This is a genomic window from Microbispora sp. NPDC049633, assembly GCF_040675265.1.
Lineage (GTDB): Bacteria > Actinomycetota > Actinomycetes > Streptosporangiales > Streptosporangiaceae > Microbispora > Microbispora maris.
This window is the reverse complement of sequence record NZ_JBFAOO010000029.1, coordinates 1-22,415: the sequence shown is the minus strand read 5'-3', so window position 1 is coordinate 22,415 and position 22,415 is coordinate 1. Positions and strand designations below refer to the sequence as shown.

The 22,415-nt window shown below is 73.5% G+C and carries 17 protein-coding genes and 1 tRNA gene; 16 read left to right on the top strand and 2 right to left on the bottom strand.

All coding sequences use genetic code 11. The annotated features are described in order from the left end of the window. Positions 1 to 131: 131 nt before the first annotated feature. From AB0J39_RS10545 to AB0J39_RS10535, 3 genes are all read left to right on the top strand, one after another. The gene (locus tag AB0J39_RS10545; RefSeq protein WP_363463142.1) at positions 132 to 3,497 is read left to right on the top strand and encodes a BTAD domain-containing putative transcriptional regulator; all 3,366 of its coding nucleotides are present in this window, start codon (positions 132 to 134) and stop codon (positions 3,495 to 3,497) included. Between the two features lie 224 nt (positions 3,498 to 3,721). Further along, entirely contained in the window at positions 3,722 to 4,216 is a 495-nt protein-coding gene (locus AB0J39_RS10540; RefSeq protein ID WP_363463141.1) for a VTT domain-containing protein, read from the top strand. A 4-nt stretch (positions 4,217 to 4,220) separates the two neighbouring features. Then, positions 4,221 to 5,126: a D-alanyl-D-alanine carboxypeptidase family protein gene (locus tag AB0J39_RS10535; protein WP_363463140.1), complete on the top strand. Its 906-nt coding sequence runs from the start codon at positions 4,221 to 4,223 to the stop codon at positions 5,124 to 5,126. Here the strand turns inward: AB0J39_RS10535 and AB0J39_RS10530 are convergent. Beyond that, positions 5,113 to 5,922 (bottom strand): RNA methyltransferase, encoded by an 810-nt coding sequence (locus AB0J39_RS10530; protein ID WP_363463139.1) that lies wholly within the window; start codon positions 5,920 to 5,922, stop codon positions 5,113 to 5,115. The two genes, AB0J39_RS10535 and AB0J39_RS10530, sit on opposite strands and share 14 nt — an antisense overlap. Before the next feature lie 94 nt (positions 5,923 to 6,016). On the opposite strand from AB0J39_RS10530, the gene AB0J39_RS10525 reads away from it, so the two are divergent. From AB0J39_RS10525 to AB0J39_RS10515, 3 genes are all read left to right on the top strand, one after another. After that, positions 6,017 to 7,792, top strand: coding sequence for a substrate-binding and VWA domain-containing protein (locus AB0J39_RS10525; protein WP_363463138.1), 1,776 nt, complete (start codon positions 6,017 to 6,019; stop codon positions 7,790 to 7,792). Between the two features lie 143 nt (positions 7,793 to 7,935). After that, positions 7,936 to 9,564 carry a sigma factor-like helix-turn-helix DNA-binding protein gene (locus AB0J39_RS10520; protein WP_363463137.1) on the top strand — a complete coding sequence of 543 codons (1,629 nt, stop codon included), beginning with the start codon at positions 7,936 to 7,938 and terminating at the stop codon, positions 9,562 to 9,564. Positions 9,565 to 9,761: 197 nt separating this feature from the next. After that, positions 9,762 to 10,301 (top strand): hypothetical protein, encoded by a 540-nt coding sequence (locus tag AB0J39_RS10515; protein ID WP_363463136.1) that lies wholly within the window; start codon positions 9,762 to 9,764, stop codon positions 10,299 to 10,301. On the opposite strand, the gene AB0J39_RS10510 is transcribed toward AB0J39_RS10515, so the two are convergent. Continuing rightward, a complete protein-coding gene (locus tag AB0J39_RS10510) occupies positions 10,279 to 11,664 on the bottom strand; it encodes a PLP-dependent aminotransferase family protein (protein WP_363463135.1) in 1,386 nt (461 codons plus the stop codon). The genes AB0J39_RS10515 and AB0J39_RS10510 overlap by 23 nt on opposite strands. A gap of 67 nt (positions 11,665 to 11,731) precedes the next feature. Here AB0J39_RS10510 and AB0J39_RS10505 point away from each other — a divergent pair, with 67 nt between their 5' ends. From AB0J39_RS10505 to AB0J39_RS10460, 10 genes are all read left to right on the top strand, one after another. Continuing rightward, entirely contained in the window at positions 11,732 to 12,367 is a 636-nt protein-coding gene (locus AB0J39_RS10505; RefSeq protein WP_363463134.1) for a pyridoxamine 5'-phosphate oxidase family protein, read from the top strand. A 71-nt stretch (positions 12,368 to 12,438) separates the two neighbouring features. After that, on the top strand, positions 12,439 to 14,709 hold the full coding sequence (locus AB0J39_RS10500) for a protein kinase (protein ID WP_363463133.1): 2,271 nt from the start codon (positions 12,439 to 12,441) through the stop codon (positions 14,707 to 14,709). Between the two features lie 122 nt (positions 14,710 to 14,831). After that, positions 14,832 to 16,337, top strand: a complete 1,506-nt coding sequence (locus AB0J39_RS10495; RefSeq protein WP_363463132.1) for a protein kinase — start codon at positions 14,832 to 14,834, stop codon at positions 16,335 to 16,337. An 85-nt stretch (positions 16,338 to 16,422) separates the two neighbouring features. Then, positions 16,423 to 17,760, top strand: a complete 1,338-nt coding sequence (locus AB0J39_RS10490; protein ID WP_363463131.1) for a hypothetical protein — start codon at positions 16,423 to 16,425, stop codon at positions 17,758 to 17,760. 19 nt (positions 17,761 to 17,779) lie between these two features. Beyond that, positions 17,780 to 18,850, top strand: coding sequence for a DUF2510 domain-containing protein (locus AB0J39_RS10485; RefSeq protein WP_363463130.1), 1,071 nt, complete (start codon positions 17,780 to 17,782; stop codon positions 18,848 to 18,850). A gap of 33 nt (positions 18,851 to 18,883) precedes the next feature. Then, positions 18,884 to 19,480, top strand: coding sequence for an oligoribonuclease (gene orn / locus AB0J39_RS10480; protein ID WP_169986634.1), 597 nt, complete (start codon positions 18,884 to 18,886; stop codon positions 19,478 to 19,480). A gap of 82 nt (positions 19,481 to 19,562) precedes the next feature. Continuing rightward, positions 19,563 to 19,638: transfer RNA gene (locus AB0J39_RS10475), tRNA-His, on the top strand. A 105-nt stretch (positions 19,639 to 19,743) separates the two neighbouring features. Continuing rightward, positions 19,744 to 20,268 carry a PadR family transcriptional regulator gene (locus AB0J39_RS10470; RefSeq protein ID WP_363463129.1) on the top strand — a complete coding sequence of 175 codons (525 nt, stop codon included), beginning with the start codon at positions 19,744 to 19,746 and terminating at the stop codon, positions 20,266 to 20,268. Next, positions 20,265 to 20,945 (top strand): ABC transporter ATP-binding protein, encoded by a 681-nt coding sequence (locus AB0J39_RS10465; RefSeq protein WP_363463128.1) that lies wholly within the window; start codon positions 20,265 to 20,267, stop codon positions 20,943 to 20,945. The genes AB0J39_RS10470 and AB0J39_RS10465 overlap by 4 nt, the downstream gene beginning before the upstream one ends. Continuing rightward, positions 20,942 to 22,415, top strand: a 1,474-nt coding sequence (locus AB0J39_RS10460; protein ID WP_363463127.1) for an FtsX-like permease family protein, incomplete at its 3' end; no start/stop codon positions are given. The genes AB0J39_RS10465 and AB0J39_RS10460, both read left to right, overlap by 4 nt.

Genomic DNA, 22,415 nt, shown 5'->3' with positions numbered 1-22,415 from the left:
GGTCGGTTAAAACCTTGTGCCCGCTTCGCGGACGCGCATACGGTGGCGCCTGACATGCGACGGCAACCCGAGACACGACGGCAACCTGCGGCGGCCTGCGGGCACGGCGCACGACAGCGGAGGAGCGCCCGATGAGCCCGGTGACGTTCCGGGTCCTCGGGCCGGTGGGGGCGCACGACGACACCGACGAGCTCGACCTCGGCGGGCTGCGGCAGCGTGCGGTGCTGGCCCGCCTGCTCGTGGCGCGTGGTCAGGTCGTGCCCGTGGACACCCTGCTTTTCGACCTGTGGGACGACGACGCCGGCAAGGGCGCCCAGTCGGGGTTACAGGTCTACATCTCCCGGCTGCGCCGGGTGCTTGAGCCGAACCGCCCGCGCGGCGGGCCCAACCGGCTGCTCGTGACCGTCGCGTCGGGGTACGCCCTGCGCGCCGCTCCCGAACAGGTGGACGCGCTGAGCTTCGAGGCCATGGTCCGCTCGGCCGGCGAGCGGCTGGACGAGAGCCCGCAGGCCGCCCGGGCCCGGCTGGACGCGGCGCTCGCGCTGTGGCACGGCACGCCCTACTCGGACTTCGCCGACCAGCACTGGGCGGAGGCGGAGGTGGCGCGGCTCAGCGAGCTGCGCCTGGTCGCCAGGGAGCGGCACGCCGACGCCGGGCTGCGGATGGGCCTGCACGCCGAGACCGTGCCCGACCTCGAGGCGCTGACCACCGAGCACGCCCTGCGCGAGGAGGGCTGGCGGCTGCTCGCCCTCGGCCTGTACCGGTGCGGGCGGCAGGGCGACGCGCTCGCCGCGCTGCGCCGCGCCCGCACGATCCTGTCCGACGAGCTGGGCATCGACCCCGGTCCGGCGCTGCGCAAGCTGGAGTCGGACATCCTCGCCCAGGACCCCGGGCTCGACCTCGTGCTCCCCGCGCCCCGGCGGCCCGTCGAGATCAGCGCCACCTGGCCCCCGAGACCGGTCGCGACCGGCGACGCGCCGCCGCTGGAGCCCGAGCCGTTCGTCGGCCGCGACGCCGAACTGGCCGTGCTCGCCGCCGCCGCGCCGCGCGCCCAGGGGGGCCGGTTCACCGTCGCCGTCATCAGCGGCGATCCCGGCGCGGGGAAGACGACGCTGGTGCGGCGGCTGTTCGAACGGCTGGAGCACGAGGGCTGGATCGGGGCGACCGGCGGCTGCCCCGACAGCACGGCGACCCCGCCCGGCTGGGCCTGGGTCGAGGTGCTGCGCGCCCTCGTCGCCCGCAGGGGCGCGGGCGAGTACGCCGCGCTGCTGGCGCCGCTGCTCGACGACGCCGCCCCCGACACCGCCGACGACGAGGCGTCGGGCGGCTTCCGGCTGCACCGGGCCGTCGGCGGCTACCTGTCGGCCGTGGCGCGCGAGGCCCCGCTGCTGATCCTCGTCGAGGACCTGCACTGGGCCGACGACCAGACGCTGGCGCTGCTGCGCGCGCTGCCGAGCCTGCTCGCGGCCAGCCGCGTGCTGGTCGTGGTGACCTGCCGGGACGGCGAGCTGAACGACCAGCAGCAGGACGTGCTGGCCGCACTGGCCCGCCTCGACCCCGTACGCGTCGGGCTCGGCGGCCTCGACGACGCCGCGGTGGCGGAGCTCGTCCGGGCGACCTGCGTGCGCGAGGTCGACGACGAGGTCGTCACCACGATCGTCGAGCGGGCCGGGGGCAACCCGTTCTTCGTGAAGGAGACGGCCCGGCTGTTCGAGGCCGAGGCCGACATCTCCGAGGTGCCCTCGGGCGTGCGCGACGTGTTGCGGCGGCGGATCGCCCGGCTGCCGGAGCGGGCCCAGCAGGTGCTGCTGCAGGCCGCCGTGATCGGCCGGGACGTGGACGTCGACGTGCTGGTCGACGTGTCCGGCGACGAGGACGCCGTGGTGGACGCGGTGGAGGCGGCGTTGCTGGCCGGGCTGGTGACCGAGCCGGGGCCCGGTCTGCTGAGGTTCGACCACGACCTGGTCAGGGACACGCTCTACTCCGACGCCTCACGGCTGCGCCGCTCGCGCCTGCACGCGGCGGTGGCCTCGGTGATCGAGCAGCGCAGCCCGAACGACGTGGCCGCGCTGGCCCACCACTACGACGCGGCGGGCACGGTGGAGACGGCGGCGAAAGCCGTACGGTACGCGGGGCTGGCGGCCGAGCAGGCCGAGCGCAGGTTCGCCCACCGCGAGGCCGCCACGCTCTGGCAGCAGGCCATCGCCGCCTTCGACCGTGCTCACACGAACCGTGCTCACACAGGCCGTGCTGCCGCGGACCGGGGGCCGGTACGCGATCGGCTGGAGCTTCAGCTGCGGCTGATCAGGGCGCTGGCGCTGTGTGGGGACATGACCGCCGCCCGCGCGCACCGGGGCGAGGCGATGTCGGTCGCGCTGCCGCTCGGCGACCTGGAGCTGACCGCCCGGGTCGCGGCGGCGCTCGCGGTGCCGCACAAGGGCATCGCCCGCGACTTCACGCGCACGGCCTGGGAGATCGTCGACGTCACCGAGAAGGCGCTCGTCGAGCTGCCGGAGGGCGAGCAGTCCCTGCGGGCCAGCCTGCTCGCCACGCTGGCCCTGGAGCTGGAGGGGTCGGCCACCGAGCGCGGTTACCAGGCGTCGCTGGAGGCGGAGGAGCTGGCCAGGGCGAGCGGCGACCCCGCCCTGCTGGCGATGGCGCTGAGCGGCCGGCTGCGGCAGTCGTACACGCTGACGCAGGTCGACGAGCGCGAGATCATCGGCCGTGAGCTGCTGCGGGTCGGGACGGAGTCGGGCCAGATCGCGGTGCAGACGCTCGCGCACCTCGTGCTGCTGGAGTGCTCGGCGGCCCGCGGCGACTTCGCCGAGGCCGACGAGCACCTCGCCCAGGCCGAGAGCCTCGGCCGGCGGTACGACCTGCCCGCTCCCGCGGCCGTCGGCGCGTGGTACGCCGGGCAGCGCCTGATGATCACCGGTGACTACGCGGGGGCCGAGCGGGCCTACCGGAACGCCGCGCGGCTGACCGCGCGGGCCGGCATGCTCGAAGGCCGCCAGGACCTGCCGCTGATCGCCACGTTCTGCCTGCACCTGGTGGACGGCCGGGCCGCCGAGATGACCGAGCCGCTGGGCGAGGCCCATCAGCGCGGCGCCAAGTGGACCCTCGACGCCTACGCCGTGGCGCTCGCCTCGGCCGGCCACGTCCGGGACGCGCGGGTGGTGGCCGCGAGCAGGGAACCGGTCCGCACCGACTTCCTCTACGAGCTCGCCCTCATCTGGCGGGCCCTCGCCGGGATGCTCCTGGACGACGAGGACCGGATGCGGGAGGCGTACGAGAAGCTGGCGCCGTTCCGCGACCGGATCGCCGGGGCCGGCACCGGCGTGGTCGCCCTGTGGCCGGTGGCCAGGACGCTCGGCGACCTCGCCGTACGGCTCGGCCTGCCCGCCCGCGACCACTACGAGAAGGCGCTGGCGGTGGCCGAACGGGTCGGCGTCCCCCGCTGGGTCGCCGAGGCCCGCGAGGCTCTCGCCGGCGTGTGATGAATGGGAGGCCGTGTGATTAGGAGGCAGAGTCCGCGAAGGCCCCTGTAGCATCGCGAACCCGTCGCCTCTCGTCCCCTCATGTGTACGGCGGACGGATTGACCACCGGTTGACATCCGCTTGCAAACGGCGCGATCGGGCGCGTTAAGGTGAGGCTTGCCTAATCGATGGCGACGACCGGCGGTGAGAGCACGTGCGGATCCCTGACCCTACGGCGGCCTCCGTGTTCGGCCTGCCTCTGTGGCTGGTCGTCACGGTCGGCGCGGTCGCCCTTTTCGGCGCGTTCCAGGTGTACTACTGGGTCGGCCGCAGGCTCGGCGAGGCGCTCTACCGCTCGCGCGTCGGCCGCAGGATCGGCCGGGAGCGGATCGAGCGCGTGGAGAACGTGGTGCGCCGGTGGGGCGCGCTCGCCGTGTACGGCTGCTTCTGGGTGCCGGGCCTGCGGCACACGCTGCCGTGGGTGGCCGGGGCGCTGCGGGTGGACTACCGCTGGTATCTGGTGGCGAGCGCCCTCGGCTGCCTGACCTGGGTGCCGGTGACCTCGTTCGGCCTCTACTCGCTCCTGTGGGCCTGGCTGTCGCTCGCGGCCCGGTCCCCCGCGCTGGCCGGCGCCGTCGCCGCCGTCGTGGCCGTGGCCGTCGCCCTCCTCCTGCGGCGCCGCCGCAGGAAGGGCCGGAGCGGTGACGCACCCGCCGCGTCCGAAGCCGTGCGATCATGACGGGATGCGTAACGGGGTACTGATCGCGCTGGCCGCCGCCCTCGTCACGGCAGGGACCGCCACCGCCACCGCCACCGCCGCGCCCGCGCGCGCCGCGACGGCCGCCGCGTCCGGCCGGGGGCCCTCGGTCACGGCCCGGGAGGCCTACCTGGTGGACACCACGGACGGAACGGTCCAGTTCGCCAAGCGCGAGACGCGCCGGGTGCCGGTCGCGAGCCTGACCAAGGTCATGACCGCCTACGTGGTCCGGCGGCAGGCCCGGCTGGACGACGTGGTGACCATCACCAAGGCCGACGTGAAGCACGCGCTGTCCGGCGGGGCCACGACGGCGGGGCTGCGGGCGGGCGAGCGGCTCACGGTGCGTGACCTGCTCTACGGGCTCATGCTCCCCTCGGGGGCGGACGCCGCCCACGCCCTCGCCGAGCGGTACGGCCCGGGGACGGCGAAGTTCGTCGCCAAGATGAACGACGCGGCACGCCGCCTCGGCCTGCGCGACACCCGCTACGCCAACCCCGACGGGCTGCCGTCGAAGGGATACTCCACGGCCCGCGACCAGGCGGCGCTGACCATGGCCGCGCTGCGCGACCCCGTGATCGCGACCGTCGCCAGGACGCCCACGCGGGTGGTCCGCAAGTCGGCCCTCCACCGCGGGCACGTGTGGCGCAACACCAACGACCTGCTCGACGACGGCGCGGTGGGGCTGAAGACCGGCTTCACCGACCAGGCGGGCTACTGCCTGTCGTTCGCCGCCGTCCGGGACGGGCGCACGTACGTGGGGGTCGTGCTGGGCGAGCGCAGCGACAAGGCCAGGTTCGCCACCGCGCGCAAGCTGCTCGACTGGGCCAACGGAGGCGCCGGCGGGGGAGCCGGCGACGAAGCGGTCGCGGGGGCGGGGGTCACGCTCCCCTGAGCAGGCCGTGGCAGGCGATGGCCGCGGCGGCCACCACGTTCAGGGAGTCGACGCCGAGGTCCATCGCCCGCGTGCTCATCGGGATGCACACCGGCTGGTCGGCCTCGTGCAGCCAGTGGGACGACAGCCCGTCGCCCTCCGAGCCGAGCATCAGCGCGACCCGGCCGGACAGCGGGGCCTTGTCCAGCGGCACGGCCGACTGGTCCGGCGTCAGCGCCAGCAGGCGGAACCCGGCCGTCCTGAGCTCCGCCAGGCCGCCGTGCCAGTCGGTCATCCGGGCGTACGGGATCGCGAACACCGCCCCTATCGACACCTTGACGGCCCTGCGGTAGAGGGGGTCGGCGCAGCGCGGCGACAGCACGATCGCGCCGACGCCGAGCGCCGCCGCGCAGCGGAAGATCGCCCCGACGTTGCCGTGGTCGACGAGGTCCTCCAGGACGAGAATCCGCGGCCCCGCGTCCGCGAGGAGTTCGCCGACCGGCGGAAGCGGAGTGCGCTCCATCGCGGCGAGCGCGCCCCGGTGGACCTGGAAACCGGTGACTCCCTCCATCACCTCGTCGGAGACCAGATAGACGGTGGCCTCCCCGATGACGTCGGCGAGCACGTCGAGCCACTTGGCCGTGGTCAGCACCGAGCGCACCGGATGGCCCGCGCCGATGGCCCGCCTGATGACCTTCTCGCCTTCGGCGACGAACAGACCGCGCTCGCTCTCGACGCTCTTGCGCAGATCGACGTCGCGCAGCCGCACGTAGTCCGCCAGGCGCGGATCGGCGGCGTCCTCGACCGGGATGACCACGGGCCAAGGGTACGGCCTGCGCCGGACCCTCCTGCACGCACCAGGCACATGTCGTGACTTTTGCCAGTATCGTTCCGTAAACCTGTTACGGCCAGTGGACACCGGAGAGAGCACCGTGGGCGGACGGCACCGCACAGACGAACTCGATGGCGGCTCAGACCCCCAGTTCGAGCCCCCGCCGCGGCGGCGGGCCGGGCGGGGGACGGTGCTCGTCCCGCTGGCCGGCGCGGTCGCCCTGGCCGTGCTCCTCGGCGTCGCGGCGTACGTGGTGGTGAACAAGGGCCCGGGCTGCGCGGGTGAGAGGGTCAAGCTCTCCGTCGTCGCCTCGCCCGACATCCACCCGGCCGTCCAGAAGATCGCCACCAGGTTCGGCAAGTCGGGCCGGGCCGTCGACGGCAAGTGCGTCGCCGTCACGGTCAAGGCCGCCGAGCCCGCCGACGTCGCCAACGCGATGGCGGGCACCGGCCCCACCAGCGGCAAGCTGGACCCCGACCTGTGGATCCCCGACTCCAGCCTGTGGCTGAGCGGCGTCAAGAACGCGCCCGAGCCCGCCGGGAACGCCGCCAGCACGCCCGTCGTGCTGGCCGCGTCCAAGGCCGGCGCGGACAAGCTCCAGTCGGCCTTCAGCCCGAGCTGGACCGGCCTGATGAGCGCGGCGAACGCCGCCAACCCCGACGGCCTGGCGCGGAAGGTGCGCGTGCTCGCGCTCGACCCCACGCAGAACGCCGCCGGTCTCGGCGCGCTGCTGGCCGGGGCCGCCGTGCTCAAGCAGGGAGGCGGCGGCGAGGAGACGCTCGTCGGCGTGCTGCGCCGGCTGTCGGAGTCGACCGTGTCCACGCCCGACAGCATGTTCGCCACGCTGACCAAGGCCGCCGCCCGCATCCCGGTGGGCGTGACGTCCGAGCAGGCCGTGTGGTCGTACAACACGACGACGACCCCCTCGAACCCGGCGGTCGCGCTGTATCCCGCCGAGGGCACGATCAGCCTCGACTACCCGATCATCGTCACGGCGAAGGACTCCGCGACGCGCAAGGCCGCCCAGGCCCTGGCGACCGAGATGACCTCGCCCAGCGGCAGGAAGACGGTCCAGGACTACGGCTTCCGCACGCCCGACGGCGCGGGCGGCGGCCTGCTGAAGCCCGACAACGGCGTGAACGCCAAGAAGCCGGCGGCGATCCCGCTGCCGGACACCGCGACCGTCACCCGCCTGTCCCAGGCCTGGCACCAGATCAAGCTCGGCACCAGGCTGCTCTCCCTCATCGACATCTCCGGGACCATGGCGCTGCCCGCCGACAAGACCGGCGTCACCCGGATGCGCGCCATCAGCGACCTCACCGTCGAGGGCCTGAAGCTCTTCCCGGACAAGGCCGAGATGGGCCTGTGGACCTTCTCCGACAACCTGCGCGGCCCGGGCGTCGACTGGAAGCCCGTCGTGCAGATCGGGCCGCTGGCCCAGCAGATCAACGGGGTGACCCGTCGCGAGACGATCGCTCAGGCGCTGCGGCAGGTGAAGGCCATCCCCACGGGCAACACCGGCCTGAACGACACCCTGTGGGCCGCGTACCAGAAGATGACCAAGGAGTACGAGCCCGACAAGGTCAACACGATCCTGCTGTTCACCGACGGGGTCGGCAACGACGACCCGAACGGCGGCCTCTCCAACAGCGAGATCCTGCAGAAGCTGAAGGGCGCCTTCGACCCGAAGCGGCCGGTGAGCCTACTGATCATCTCGTTCAACACGCAGAAGGACGAGGACCGGACGCAGATGACCTCCATCGCGAAGGCGACCGGCGGCGCCGCCTACTTCCCGCAGACGGTCCTGGAGATCCGCAACATCTTCCTCAAGGGCATCGCCCGGCGACTTCAGTAACAGGAGTCGCTCAGGCACCCGTTTTCGCAGGTCATGCCCGTTGGGCATGACCGCGCGACCCGTAAACGACGCCAGCGGGGACGGCGTCCCACTCGTGTGGGGACCGGCGAGACCAGGTTCCGTCACACGGGGAGGAATGTTCGTTGCCCGTATGGCCCGGCGTCGGGCGAGCCGACGACCACCGACTGCTGGAGGCGCTGCGGCGCGGGGGCGGCACCGACGCCCAGGCCCCGGCCGCGCTGTACGACGCGTACGCCGACCGGCTGAGCGACTACGCGTACGCGCTGCTGGGTGACCTGGATGCCGCGGCCCGGGCGGCGCACGACGCGCTCGTGGCCGCCTCCTGCTCGGCGGACCGGTTGAAGGAGCCGGCCCGGCTGCGGGCCTGGCTCTACGCGCTGACCCGGTTCCACAGCGCGACCCGGAGAGGGAAGGACGGCGCCGGACCGGTCATCACCGTGGAGGAGTCCGCGGATCCCCCGCTCGCCGCGCTGGTCGGGGAGGCGCTGGGGGAGCTCGGCGACCACGAGCGCGAGGCGCTCGAACTCGCCCTGCGGCACGGCCTGACGGCGGCCGAGATCGGTTCGGTCCTCGGACTCGCCGCCCGGCAGGTGTCGGCCCGGCTCACCCGGGCCCGCGACCACCTGGAGAACGCCGCCGCAGCCCTCGTGCTGGCCAGGACCGGCCGGGCCCACTGCCCCGGGCTGTCCGCGCTGGTCGACCACGGTGTGGGCGCCAGCTGGCAGGACGGCCCCCTCCCCGCTCCCCTGCGCAAACGCCTGAGCAGGCACATCGCGGGCTGCGAGATCTGCCGCGAGGGCCGGGGCAGGCACGTGTCGGCCGGGCGGCTGCTCGACATGATCCCCGTCGCCTTCCCCCCGCTCTCGCTGCGCAACCGGGTGATCGAGTCCGCGCTCCGCGCCGACCCGCGCGACGGCGCCACCGCTGTCCTCGACCGGCGTGGCTTTCCCGCGGCCGCGCAGCCGGCGGTTCGGGCACGGCGCGGACGGGCCCGCTCCCGTCCGCTGCGGACCGCGCCCGTCATGCTCGCCGCCGTCTGCGTGTTCGGCACGGCGGGCGGGCTCGCCCTGGTCTCCGGGCAGGCGCCGGCCGAGCGCCTCGAGGCGATACGCGTACCCCCGACGGCCGTCCCCGGGAACCTGACCCCCGGCGATCCGGCCCCCGGCGACCTGGTGCTCGGTCCCGAGGAGAGCGATCCGCCCCCCGGCGATCAGGCCACCCCGGCACCCTCCGACGACATGACGGCCCCACAGGACGATCCCCCCCGATCGGCCGCGACCGCCCCGCCCCACACCACCGCACCCTCGGGGCGGTCGCGGCCGTCTCCCACCCGTACGCCGCGCGCGCCCAGGCCGGCCCTGACGGCGCTGTGCCCCGGAGACCTGGGCACGGCCGCGGGCACGTCGATCACGCTGGCCGCGCGCGACGCCGTGATCGAGTGGACGGCCGGCGCATCGGGCGGGATCGCGGTCTCGCCCCGGCACGGCAGGCTCCGCGCGGGGGCGAGCGGCCGGGTCGTGCTCACCGTCGTCGATCCGGGGGTCGCGGGCACTGGCGTGGTGACCTTCCAGTCCTCGGCGGGCCGGCCCTCCTGCCGGATCACCTGGGACGGCCGGGAGGGGACCGGCGAGGCCGACCCGGTGCCCGACCCGACCTCGGGCGCCACCTCCGGTCCCACGGCCGACCCCCCGGGCAGGTCCGACGGCAGCCCTCCTCCGGCGGTCGACACCGCGGCGAGTCCCTCACCGTGACGCATCCGTCACAAAATCACCACTTGTTACACCCTTGTTGGAAGATTGGCACCCGCCAGTAACAATCCGGAGTAGCCAGGTGTCAGCGGAAGTTCGAAAGGGGAGAAACGACGCGACCGAGGATTTGAGGGGGCACTGTGGCCCAAGCATGGCTGCCCGGCGCAAGCCGACTTCCCTCCCCCGGGGACTCCGGAGCGATGCTCGGAGGAGCCCCGAGGACCGTCTGGTTCATCTGGCCCGCCGATCCCCAAGGGGTCTCGGCCAGGTCCGTCGCCCAGCGGCTGATCCAGCTCCACCGGCCCTCCCACCTGGTGTGGAACCCGGTGACCGGGGAGATCGTCCAGTCGTTGCCGCCCACCAGGGCGGCCGGCGGGCTCACCGCGGACCGCGGCAGGAACGGACGGGTCTGCGTGCAGATCCAAGTCATCGGCTCGGCGAGGGAACCGTTCACCGACACCAAGCTCGACGGCCTGGACGACATCCTGGCCTGGCTCGACTCCTGGGAGGTGCCGCGCCGCTGGCCGGCCGGGCCTCCGCTGCCCTACCCGCACTCCGTGGCCGCCGAGCGCAGCAAGCGGCTGTGGGCGCGGGGCGGGCACTTCGGCCACTCCCAGGTGCCCGGCAGCAGGGAGGGCGACCCGGGGTCGATCGACATCGCCCGCATCATCGGCGAGGAGGCGCTCAACCTGGAAGTCCCCCTGCCCGCACGCGAGTTCAGGCTCCTTCAGGAGGTATGAGCTCCCGTATCACCGCGCACCCGCGCCGCACGTCGGCGCGGGAGGCCGAGCCGTAACCCAGCACGAGGCCGTGCACCCGAGGCGGCCCGTGGTGGTGCGGTTCGGTCGTGTCCAGGAGCACGCCGCGTTCCCCGGCCCGCCGCACGAGGCCGGGGACCACGCCGGCGGGCAGGGCGACCAGGACGTGGAGCCCGGCCGTGTCACCCCGCACGTACGGCCCGAGCGCCTCGACGATGGCCGCCCTCCTGCGGGCGTACTCCAGCCGCATCCTGCGCAGGTGCCGGTCGAGGTCGCCGCGTTCCAGCAGGGTCGCCACGGCCCGCTGCACCGGCCCGGACGTGCGGTCGGCCAGGCGCACCCGGCGTTCGGCGACGGCGTCGAGCAGGCCGGCGGGGGCGACCAGCCAGCCGAGCCCGACGTCGGGCCCGAGCGACTTCGACAGCGTGCCGAGCAGCACCACCCGCCCGGGATCGAGCCCGTAGAGCGCGGGCAGCGGCGCGACGTCGTAGCGGAACTCGGCGTCGTAGTCGTCCTCGACGACGATCGCGCCGGTCCTGCGCGCCCAGGCGAGCAGCTTCTCCCTGCGCGGGATCGGCAGCCTGCCGCCCACCGGGAACTGGTGCGCGGGCGTGGTGTAGAGCACGCGCAGGTCGTCGGGGAGCGCCTCGACGATCACGCCCTGCTCGTCCACGGGGCAGGGCACGACCTCGGCGCCCCGGGAGGCGAAGATCCGCCGGGCCGCCCGCCAGCCGGGTTCCTCCACTCCGGCCCGGGTCCCCGGGCCGAGCAGCGTGGCCGCGATCAGGTCCAGGCCGTTGCCGGTGCCCCTGGTGACCATGACGTTCCCGGCGCCCACCGGCACGGCCCTGGCCCTGCGCAGGTGCTCGGCCAGCAGTTCGCGCAGCTCCGGGTGACCGTAGGGGTCGGGGAACGCGTTCAGCGGGAGCTCGCCGGCCGAGCGCCACGCCCGCCGCCAGGCCGCCGTGTCGTACCCCAGCACCCACGGCCGCCCCGGCCGCAGGTCCACCACCCCCGGCGGCGCCTCCTCCCGGTGGACGCCCCGGCCCGCGTGGACGGCCCGGCCCTCGGCCTTCTCGTACGGCAGCGCCTCGTCGGCCACGTACGTGCCCGAGCCGTGCCGCCCGTCCAGCCATCCCTCGGCGTACAACTGCTGGTACGCGTCGGTGACGACGGTCCTGCTGACACCGAGCAGGGTGGCGAGCCCCCGGGTCGACGGCAGCCGCTCCCCCGCCCTGAGCCCGCCGGTGCGCATCGCCTCCCGCAACTGGGCGGCCACCTGGACGGCGAGCGGCACCCCGGAGTCGCGGTCCACCCGCAGCGGCACGTCGATTGTCGGACGCAAGTGGTCTCCCCGTATGGGTCGTGAGTGGACGTGTTCCGCCGGTCCACTTCGCCCTAACGTAACGGACATGCTCTCCACAACCGCCCGTACCACCCTCAACCGCTCGAAGGAACGGGCGCGGACCGACCGCGCCGACCTGCACGCGATCCTGGACGCCGGCCTGATCTGTCACTTCGGCGTGCTGGCCGGCGGGTCCCCGATGGTCGTCCCCACCGGCTACGGGCGGATCGGCGACACGCTCTACCTCCACGGCTCCACCGGCGCGACCTCGCTGCGCGCCGCGCTCGGCAGCCCGGTCTGCGTGACCGTGACCCACCTCGACGGCATCGTGCTGGCGCGCTCCGCGTTCCACCACTCGGTGAACTACCGCTCCGCCATGGTCTACGGCCTCGCCCGGCTGGTGGACGACCCCGAGGAACAACTCGCCGGCCTGCGGGCCATCACCGAGCAGCTCGCGCCCGGGCAGTGGGACGCCGTACGCCTGCCGGACCGCAAGGAGATGGCCGCCACCGCCGTCGTCGCCCTGTCGCTGGAGGAGGCGTCGGTGAAGGTGCGCCAGGGACCGCCGAAGGACGACGAGGAGGACTACGACCTGCCGGTCTGGGCGGGCGTGCTGCCGCTCACCGTGGCCTGGGGCGCCCCGGAGCCCGACCCGCGCCTCGCCCCCGGCATCCCCGTTCCCGCTCACGTCCTAGACCGATAAGCCGCATTTGTAAGCGGATTGCAAGCGGTTTCAACGACACTGTGGCCGACCTTATCGATCTGGGAGGCCTCATGAGTTCCGCCGAGCACTGGAATGTGCCCGGTTACAGGGTGACGCGGGAGCTGGGCACGGGAGGCGGCGGCCGCGTCGTCCTCGCCGTTCACGAGCAGTCGGGCGCGACGGTCGCGATCAAGTACCTGTCGGAGGACCTGCGCCGGGACGAGGGGTTCGTCGCCCGCTTCCGGCAGGAGGCCCGCCTGCTCGTCGAGCTGGACGACCCGCACGTGGTGCGGCTCTACGAATACCTGGAGACCGGGCAGGGCGCCGCGATCGTCATGGAACTGGTCGAGGGCCCCACCCTGCGCGCGCTGCTGCGCGAGCAGGGCCCGACCGGTCCCGAGGCCGCGCTCGCCGTCCTCAAGGGCTCCCTTCTCGGCCTGGCCGCCGCACACGGGACCGGCGTCGTCCACCGCGACTACAAGCCCGAGAACGTGCTGGTCGCCACCGACGGGACGAGCAAGCTCGCCGACTTCGGCATCGCCGTGCGGGCCGGCGGGGCCCCCGCCCCCGCCGGCACCCCGCCGTACATGGCCCCCGAGCAGTGGACGGGCGCGGCCGCATCACCGGCGTCCGACGTGTACGCCGCCACAGCGGTCTTCTTCGAGTGCCTGACCGGGCACCGGCCGTACCGGGCGACCGAGCACGTCGTGCTGCGGCACATGCACATGACCGCGCCCGTGCCGGTCGAGGAGATCCCCGAGCCGCTGCGGCAGCTGGTCGCGCGCGGCATGGCGAAGGACCCCACCCTGCGGCCGGAGAGCGCCGCCGCGTTCGTCGCCGAGCTGGAGGAGGCCGCCACGGAGGCGTACGGCCCGGCGTGGGAGGAGCGTGGCCGCCGCAGGCTGGCCGCGCTCGCCGCCGCCCTGGCCGCGGCGTTCCCGCTGAACCGGGTGCGGTCCACCGAGACCGGCACCTCGCTGTTCACCACGGCGCTGCGGTCGGTGCGGAGCAGGGGCGTCCTGCTCACCGCCGGGGCCGTGCTCATGGTGGTCGCGGCCGGCGGCATCGGCGCGTACGCCCTCGGCTCGGCCGGGACCCGCACCGTCGCGGCGTCGCAGGACACGGGCCCGGGGGACACGGGCGTGCCCGCCGGGGCGTCCGCGTCGCCGGTCGCCCCGCAGGAGAGCCCTTCCGAAGCTCCCTCCGCGGCGCCGGAGGAGAGCCCGGACGAGACCTCTTCGGAGTCCCCCTCGCAATCCCCGTCGGCGGCGCCCGAGCAGGCGACCACGCAGACGCCCTCGGCCAAGCCGTCTCCCCTGGCGTCTCCCAAGGCGTCTCCGAAGACCTCGCCGAAGCCGTCTCCGGCCCCCTCGCCCAAGCCGTCTCCCAAGCCGTCTCCCAAGCCGTCGCCCTCTCCCGCGCCGCTCAAGGTCTCGGACCTGGACGTCGGCGGGCTCTCGTACAAGGCCGGGGCCGGTAAGGACGAGGCGACCGGCACCGGAACGGTCACCGTCAGGACCAGCGGACCGGGCAAGGTGACGCTGACCGTGCGCTTCACCGCGAACGGCACGGTGACCGCGACCCGCACGCTCACCCTCAGCGGCGCGACCTCCTACACCCGCACCGTCTCCGGCGACCTCGGCCGCGTCTGCTCGGGCACCTGGGGCATGAGCGTGACCACCGGCCCGGCCGCGCCGGGCGGCGCCCAGGTCGCTACGGCCAAGGCTCCGGCGTGCCCGACCTCCGTCACCTCGGTGAAGGTCGGCACACCGGCCGTGTCCTCGGCCGGGGTCGCGACGGCGACCGTGACGGTCGCCACCGACGGCACCGGCCCGGTCGACCTCACCGGCCGGTTCTCCGCGCCCTCCGCGGGCGGCGGCACGACGACGGTCCACCTGTCCGGAGCGAGGACCTACACGCGGACGCTTTCGTACACCTTCTCCCGCCGCCCCTGCGGTGAGAAGGTCACCTTCGGCGCCTCGACCGACCCAGCGGCCCCGAACGGCGCGGCGTCGAGTTCGGTCACGGTGACCTGCCCCGCCTCGGTCAGCCAGGTACGTGTGCAGAGCCTGTCCATCAGCGGGACGACGGCCACGGCCACCATCGCCGTCACCACGGGCAACACCTCCGCCGTACGGCTGGACGTCGCCTGGATGACGGGCGGCTCCAGGGCGGCCACCACGACCTACAGCCTCTCGGGCAAGACCAGCTACACGGTCACCGCCTTGTACACCTACTCCCGCTGGCCGTGCGACTCCTACGCGGTCACCGCGTCGACCTCACCGGCCGCGGCGGGCGGCGCCTCCACGCTCACCAGGAACACGGATTCCTGCATCAAATGACGCGGACAATCCTGACAATCCCCTCTGACTAAATAGTGACTTTTCATCGTAATCGTGAGGTCATCACTAAGCTACGGTCTCGTCATTCGGCGGGGGCCCAGGCGATGAGGAGACAGACCGTGATGCACGGCCAGACGGGCGCCTGGCGCGTCCCCGGGTACACGGAGATTCGTGAGCTCGGCACGGGGGGCGCCGGGCGCGTGGTGCTCGCGCGGCACGATGCCGACGACCTCCCGGTGGCGATCAAGTACCTGTCCGACGAGATGATGGCGGACCTCCACTTCGTCGCCCGGTTCCGGCACGAGGCGCGGCTGCTCGCGGCGATGGACCCCCACCCGCACGCGGTGCGCTTCTACGAGTACGTCGAGACCGCGCGCGGGGCGGCCATCGTCATGGAACTCGTCGACGGCGTCTCGCTGCGCGCGATGCTCCGCTCGGAGGGCCCGACCGGTCCAGAGGCCGCGCTCACCGTGCTGAAGGGCTCGCTGCTCGCCCTGGCCGCGGCGCACTCCATCGGCATCGTCCACCGGGACTACAAGCCCGAGAACGTCATGGTCGAGGCCGACGGCATCAGCAAGCTCGTCGACTTCGGCATCGCGGCGCAGGCCGGCGAAGGGGTCAGGGCGGCGGGGACGCCGCCGTACATGGCCCCGGAGCAGTGGGCGGGCGGAAAGGCCGGACCGGCGACCGACGTCTACGCCGCCACCGTCGTCTTCTTCGAGTGCCTCACCGGCGGCCGGCCCTTCCGCGCGCAGAACATGGCCGCGCTGGCCCGCCAGCACCAGGCGACCCCTCCGCCGGTCGACGAGGTGCCGCCCCCGCTGCGCGACCTCGTCGAGCGCGGCATGGCCAAGCGGCCCGAGGACCGGTACGCGTCGGCCGAGGAGTTCCTGCGGGAGCTCGAGACCGTCGCCGCCGGCGCGTACGGCCCGGCCTGGGAGGAGCGCGGACGGCGGCGGCTCGCCGCGCTCGCCGGACTGCTCGTGCCGTTCTTCCCGCTCAAGGAGAAGGCCCCGGAGACCGGCACCGCAGTGGCCGAGACGAAGCTCGGCGGCCTGCTGGCCCAGACCCGCATGAAGATCGGGCTGACCCTGGCCGGGATGGTCGTGATCGCGGGCGGGACGGTGGCGCTGGTGCAGACCGTGAGCGGCACCACCCTGCAGGCGGGGACGACGATCGAGACGCCGAGTTCGCCCGCGGTCGATCCCTCGTCGATCGAGGTCGAGGACGATTCGGACGAGCCCCCGGCGGAGGAACCCTCCGAGGAGCCCACCGAGGAGCCGGAGAAGCCGACCGCGACGCCGACGACCAGCCGGCCCAGGCCGCGCGCGTCGCAGCCGCCGGCCGTGCCCACCGCGACCCAGCGGCCGACCCGCAGGCCCAGCCCCTCGCCGAAGCCCAAGCCCAAGCCGACCGCGAAGCCCACGCAGAAGCCGAAGCCCTCGCCCGAGCCCGTGCCCTCGGAGGAGCCCACGGTCACGGTGGACCCGCCCAAGAACACCCCGACCAAGCGGCCCGAATCCACCCCGACCAGCAAGCCGCCCACGCAGCCGACCACCCAGCCCTCGCCGACGCAGAGCAACTCCGAGCCGACCGCGTCTCCGATTGATGAGCCCACGCCGCGGTGACGCTCGGGTGGGTGGTGACGACCGGTCTCGTTCCCGCCACACTGGCCATGGACGCGTGCGCGGGCGACATCGAAGGCGGCGGTAGATGCGTGAAGGCGTGACGGTCGCGGGGCACCGGCTCACCGGCCGCACCCGGAGCAGCGAGGTCGGCACCTGGGCGGACGCGATCTCCCCCGGCGGACGGCCGTCCGGTGTGCTGCGATTCGATCCACGGGCCGTCGCGACGGCCCAGGCGCGCGAACGGATCGTCGTGGCCGTCGGCGCCGACGTGCGTCTCCAGCAGGGCGGCCCGATCGGCCTGCTGCCCGTGATCGACCTGGTGGCCGCGCGGGACGAGGTCTGGCTCATCACGGCCGGGGCGACGGCCGTCGCCGACGTGATGGCCGCCGGCCGGCTGGACGCGGGCGGCGCGGCGACCGTTCTCCTGGAGACCGCGCAGGCCCTGCTCGCCGTGCACGCCGCCGGGCTGGCCCACGGCGCGCTGCACCCCGGGACCGTCGTCGTCGGGGAGGACGGCGCGGTGCTGCTGGCCGAGCGCGGCCTGCTGCGGGCGATCCGGGGCGAGCACGCGTCCGCGGAGCAGGACGTCGCGGCCTGGGCCGCCCTCGCCGGCACGCTGGCCGCCGCGTGCGCCCAGGACCGTGCCGCGGCGGTGCTGCGGTGGGCGTCCGCCGCCGCCCCGGCCCAGGGGCTGGCCGCCATGCGGGACACCCTGCTCGCCGAGCGTGAGGCGTTCCCGGGGATGGGACGGGACGGACTGGCCCATGCCACACGCGGCCTCCACGCGCCCGTGTCCCCCGAACTCCCCGTCGGCGCCGCGGTGGCCGGCTCTCCCGGCGGGGAGGCCGTGACCCTGCTCGACCTGTCCGGCACGGTGGACGACCCCGGCGACGTGATGATGCGGTTCGGGCCGGGAGTGCCGACCGAGACCACGGCGGCGCAGATCTGGCGGTCCGGGCAGACCGCCGCCGCCGTCACGGCCACCCAGGCCCGTGAGGCGGCTCCCCGCAGGCGCCGGAGGCGTTCGACGGCATGGGCGGGCACCGCGCTGCTGGCGATCCTGATCGCCGCGGTGATCCTGTGGCTGCGCCAACCGCCCGCCGCGTCGCTCGCGGTGAGCGAGGTCGACGTCAAGGCGCCCAAGAAGACGGTGCGCTGCGACGGCAGGGCCGACTTCACGGGCGTCGTCACGACCAACGGCGAGGCCGGGACGATCCGCTACCTCTGGATCCGCAGCGACGACCGCAAGCCGCTGGAGCAGGAGCAGCGGATCTCCTCGGGAGACACCTCGGTGAACCTTCCCCTGCACTGGAAGGTGACCGGATCGGGCTCGTTCAAGGGCACGGCCACGCTGCGGGTCCTGTCCCCCACGACGACCGGGAAGCCGATCCAGGACAAGGCAAGTTTCACCTACAAATGCTGATTTCATTAGTGTGGCGCGCATGACGACGACCCCCGCCGGCTGGTATCCGGACCCGTACGGCTCCCCTCTCCTCCGTTGGTGGGACGGCAGCCAGTGGACCGACGCCACCCACGCGCCCGAGCAGGAGGCCGGGGCCCCGCCCCAGCCGCAGTTACAGCCCCAGCCACAGGCACAGGCACAGCCGCAGTTCCAGCAGGCCCAGTTCCAGCAGCCACAGTTCCAGCAGGCCCAGTCTCAGCAAACTCAGTTCCAGCAGCCGGGGGGACCGTGGGGTCCCCCGAACCAGACGGCGCAGCTTCCCACGCCCGACTTCGGGGCACCGCGACGTCAAACGCCGGTCTGGCCGTGGATCGTGGGCGGCGTCGCCGCGGTCGTCGTGCTCGCGCTCGTCATCGGCGGCGCGGTCATCTTCCTGCGCGACCGCGCCGGCTCGATCGTCGCCCGGCCCGAGATCACCGCGACGGCGCCGCAGCTCGACCAGACCGTGCCGCCCCAGCAGGAGCCGCAGCAGTCCACGCCGCCGCTTCCCCAGCTCCCCCAGCCGTCCGGCGACCGCATCCAGGACCCGGCGACCGGCCTGTCGTACGCGTACCCGGGCAAGGAGTGGCAGGTACCGGAGTCGAAGAGCGTCAACGACCCGTCCGACCCGAGGATGCCGCTGTGGACGAGCGGCTGCCAGATGACCTCCCAGGCGAACTACGACGGCAGGGGCGGCGACTGGGTGGGCAGCATCTATACCGCCGAGGTGCCCCAGATCTTCCCCTACAGCGGCCCGCAGAGCTTCGGGCAGCTCTCCCAGACGCTGCTGCTCGCCTACGACCCGCTCTTCTACGGCATCCAGCACGAGCGCAAGGTCCTGCGCAGCGAGGCGACGACCGTGAGCGGCAAGCAGGGCTGGGTGATCGAGTTCGAGATGGACTTCAGCAAGGTCTCCGAGGCCAACGGCCTGAAGTGGAAGAAGGAGAAGGGCGCGATCGTCCTCGTGGACCGCGGCCAGAACGCCCGCCCCGCGATGCTGTACATCTCGGTGCCGGACAACCTGGACCAGTCGGTCATCAAGCGTGTGCAGGACTCGCTCCAATCTCAGTGACGCCCCATTAGGCATGAGCATTACTCTTGAGCCATGACTGACCCGCTGGTCTGGATCGACTGTGAGATGACCGGGCTCGACCTCGGCCGCGACGCGCTGATCGAGGTGGCCTGCATAGTCACCGACAGCGAGCTGAACCAGCTGGATGAGGGCGTGGACGTCGTCATCAAGCCCCCCGCCGAGACGCTGGAGCAGATGTCCGAGGTCGTGCGGGAGATGCACACGGCCTCGGGCCTGCTGCGGGCCCTCGCGACCGGGGTGACCCTGGCGGAGGCCGAGGCCGTCGTGCTCGACTACATCCGCTCCCACGTGCCCGAGGCCAAGAAGGCGCCGCTGTGCGGCAACTCCATCGCGACCGACCGCTCCTTCATCGCCAGGGACATGCCGCTGGTGGACGCGTTCCTGCACTACCGGATGGTCGACGTGTCGTCGATCAAGGAGCTGGCCCGCCGCTGGTACCCCCGGGTCTACTTCGCCTCGCCGGAGAAGCAGGGCGGGCACCGCGCGCTCGCCGACATCACCGAGAGCATCCGGGAGCTGCGCTACTACCGCGCCGCGGTCTTCGTGCCGCAGCCCGGCCCCGACTCCGCCACCGCCCGCGAGGTCGCGGAGGCCGTCTCCGGGCCCTGACCTCCGCACGCGGCGTTATTGGGGCGCGGAGGACTCCAAAATGCCGCTACACTTTCTTCGTACGCCTCGAACGGCGGACATGGTGGGTGTAGCTCAGCTGGCAGAGCGCCAGGTTGTGGTCCTGGATGTCGTGGGTTCAAGTCCCATCACTCACCCCATATGGCGAGCGGCCGGTCCCAACGGACCGGCCGCTCGTTTTTTCATGCCCGTTTTCGTATCTTCGTATCCTCCGGGTGTATACCTTCAGCGTATAGTCTCGGATCATGACTGTTCCCCTCGCGTTGCTCGGCCTGCTGGAGCGGGAGCCGAGCCACGGATACGACCTGAAACGCGACTACGACACCTTCTTCGGCCGGGGCAAACCGCTGCCCTTCGGGCAGGTGTACTCCACGCTCGGCCGCCTGGCCAGGGACGGCAAGGTCATGGGGCAGAGTGAGCCGGGCGACGGGCCGGAGCGCAAGCGCTACGCCATCACCCCGCTGGGCCGGCAGGAGGTCGCCACCTGGCTGGCCGAGCCGGTCGCGGCCGAGCCGTACCTGCAGACGGTGCTGTTCACCAAGGTCGTGCTGGCGTTGATGCTGGGCCGTGACGCGGCCGGCTACCTGGACGCGCAGCGCGCCACGCACATGCGGCGCATGCGGGAGCTGGCGGAGGTCAAGCGTGGCGGCTCCCTGACCGACGCCCTGCTGGCCGACCACGCCATGTTCCACCTGGAGGCGGACCTGCGGTGGATCGACGTCACCCAGGCCCGCCTGGGGGCGCTGGCCGAGACGGTGCGTGCGTCGTGATCATCGAGGCTCGGGGGGTCAGCCGCTCCTACGGCAGCACGCCCGCGTTGCGGGAGGCGAACCTGTCGGTGGCCGCGGGCGAGGTGCTGGCCGTCATGGGGCCCAGCGGCTCGGGCAAGTCGACGCTGCTGCACTGCCTGGCCGGCATCTTCACGCCGGACAGCGGCGAGGTCTGGTTCGACGGCCGCCGCCTGGACACGCTGGACGACGCCCGCCGCAGCGAGCTGCGGCGCACCGCCTTCGGCTTCGTCTTCCAGTTCGGCCAGCTCGTGCCCGAGCTGACCGCCACCGACAACGTGATGCTGCCGCTGTTGCTTGGCCGCACCAGGAGGAAGCACGCCGAGCGGCGGGCGGCCGAATGGCTGGAGCGGCTGGAGCTGGGTGACCTGGGCGGCCGGCGCACCGGGGAGCTGTCCGGCGGGCAGGCGCAGCGCGTGGCGATCGCCAGGGCGCTGGTCACCCGGCCGCGGGTGGTCTTCGCCGACGAGCCGACGGGCGCGCTGGACTCGCTCACCGGCGAGCACGTGATGGACCTGCTGGTGGGCCTGGCCCGCGAGGAGGGCGTCACCGTGATCGTGGTGACCCACGACGCCCGGGTGGCCGCCTGCGCCGACCGTGAGGTCATGGTGCGCGACGGCCGGGTCTCCGATCCGTACGTCACCGGGGCCGTCCGATGATCCGGCTGGGCCTGCGGCTGTCGCTGAGCAGCGGCAGGGAGGCGGCGGCCAGGCTGGGGCTGATCGTCGCCGGGGTGGCGGCCGGTGTAGCGGTGCTGCTGTCCACGCTGTCGCTGTTCAACGCGTTCCAGGCCACCGGCGACCGTCCCTGCTGGGAGTGCGTGAACGGCTCGGCGCCCAGCGGCTGGGCCCTCGACGCGACGACCGACGGCGCGCTGTGGAGCTACCACGAGGACTTCTACAGGAGCCGGACGATCAAGAGGCTCGACGCCGCCGCGCTCGGCGCCAGGGCGCCGGTCATGCCCGGCCTGTCCCGCATGCCCGGCCCTGGGAAGTACTACGCCTCGCCCGCGCTGGCCGCGCTGCTCGACTCGGCACCGCGCGAGGAACTGGCCACCCGCTTCCCCGGCACGCGCGCCGGGCTGGTCGGCGACGCGGCGCTGTCCGGGCCCGACGAGCTGGTCATCGTGGTGGGACGGACACCGGACGAGGTCGCCGCCATGCCCGGCGCCAGGCAGATCGACGTGATCGACGCGGACTCCACTGTGCCCGCGGCCGACGACGGCGCTGACGTCTACCGGTTCGGCTTCGCCGTCGCCGCCGTCGGGCTGATCGTCCCGCTGCTGGTGCTCGTGGGCACCGCCACCCGGCTGGCCGCGGCTCGCCGAGAGGCCCGCTTCGCCGCGATCCGCCTGGTCGGCGCCACCACACGGCAGATCAACGTGCTCGCGGCGGTGGACGCCGCGCTGGGCGCGCTGGCCGGTGCGCTGGCCGGTCTCGCGATCTTCCAGCTCGTACGGCCGGCCGTGGCCGACCTGCGGATCACCGGCGCCCGGTTCTTCCCCGAGCTGGTCGCCCCGCACCTCTGGCAGTACGCGGCCGTGCTCGGCGGCGTGCCGGTCGCGGCGGCCTGCGCCGCCCTGTGGTCGCTGCGCCGGGTGCGGATCTCGCCGCTCGGCGTGGCGAGGAAGACCGCCGCGTCCCCGCCGAGAGCGTGGCGGGTGATTCCCCTGCTGGCGGGGCTGGGGCTGTTCGCGGGCCCGGTGTACCGGAACGGCAAGCCCGACGAACTGCTCGCCGTCGTCGTGCTCGCGCTGATCATGATCGGATTGATGCTGGCCGGCCCCTGGCTGACCATGGTCGCCGCGCGCCTGGCCGCCCGGCTGACCCGGGGCGGGGCGACGCTGCTGGCCACGCGGCGCCTGGCGGCCGATCCGAAGACCGCCTTCAGGTCGGTGAGCGGGCTGGTGCTGGCGGTGTTCATCGGGACGACGATCGCGGCTCTCGTGCCGGCGGTCGTGGCCGGCCAGCAGAAGGTCGCCGGAGGCACGCTCAACGACGTGCTGGGCGCCACGTTCATCCGGCCGGGCGTCTCCGGCCTGTCCCGACGGGCGGGGACGGACACCCGGCCGGGCGTCTCCGGCCTGTCCCGACGGGCGGGGACGGACACCCGGCCGGGCGTCTCCGGCC

Coding starts and splice junctions, on each gene's coding strand:
- AB0J39_RS10545 (WP_363463142.1), top strand. CDS start 132: ATGAGCCCGGTGACGTTCCGGGTCCTCGGGCCGGTGGGGGCGCACGAC.
- AB0J39_RS10535 (WP_363463140.1), top strand. CDS start 4,221: ATGCGTAACGGGGTACTGATCGCGCTGGCCGCCGCCCTCGTCACGGCA.
- AB0J39_RS10515 (WP_363463136.1), top strand. CDS start 9,762: ATGCTCGGAGGAGCCCCGAGGACCGTCTGGTTCATCTGGCCCGCCGAT.
- AB0J39_RS10505 (WP_363463134.1), top strand. CDS start 11,732: ATGCTCTCCACAACCGCCCGTACCACCCTCAACCGCTCGAAGGAACGG.
- AB0J39_RS10500 (WP_363463133.1), top strand. CDS start 12,439: ATGAGTTCCGCCGAGCACTGGAATGTGCCCGGTTACAGGGTGACGCGG.
- AB0J39_RS10495 (WP_363463132.1), top strand. CDS start 14,832: ATGCACGGCCAGACGGGCGCCTGGCGCGTCCCCGGGTACACGGAGATT.
- AB0J39_RS10490 (WP_363463131.1), top strand. CDS start 16,423: ATGCGTGAAGGCGTGACGGTCGCGGGGCACCGGCTCACCGGCCGCACC.
- AB0J39_RS10485 (WP_363463130.1), top strand. CDS start 17,780: ATGACGACGACCCCCGCCGGCTGGTATCCGGACCCGTACGGCTCCCCT.
- orn (WP_169986634.1), top strand. CDS start 18,884: ATGACTGACCCGCTGGTCTGGATCGACTGTGAGATGACCGGGCTCGAC.
- AB0J39_RS10470 (WP_363463129.1), top strand. CDS start 19,744: ATGACTGTTCCCCTCGCGTTGCTCGGCCTGCTGGAGCGGGAGCCGAGC.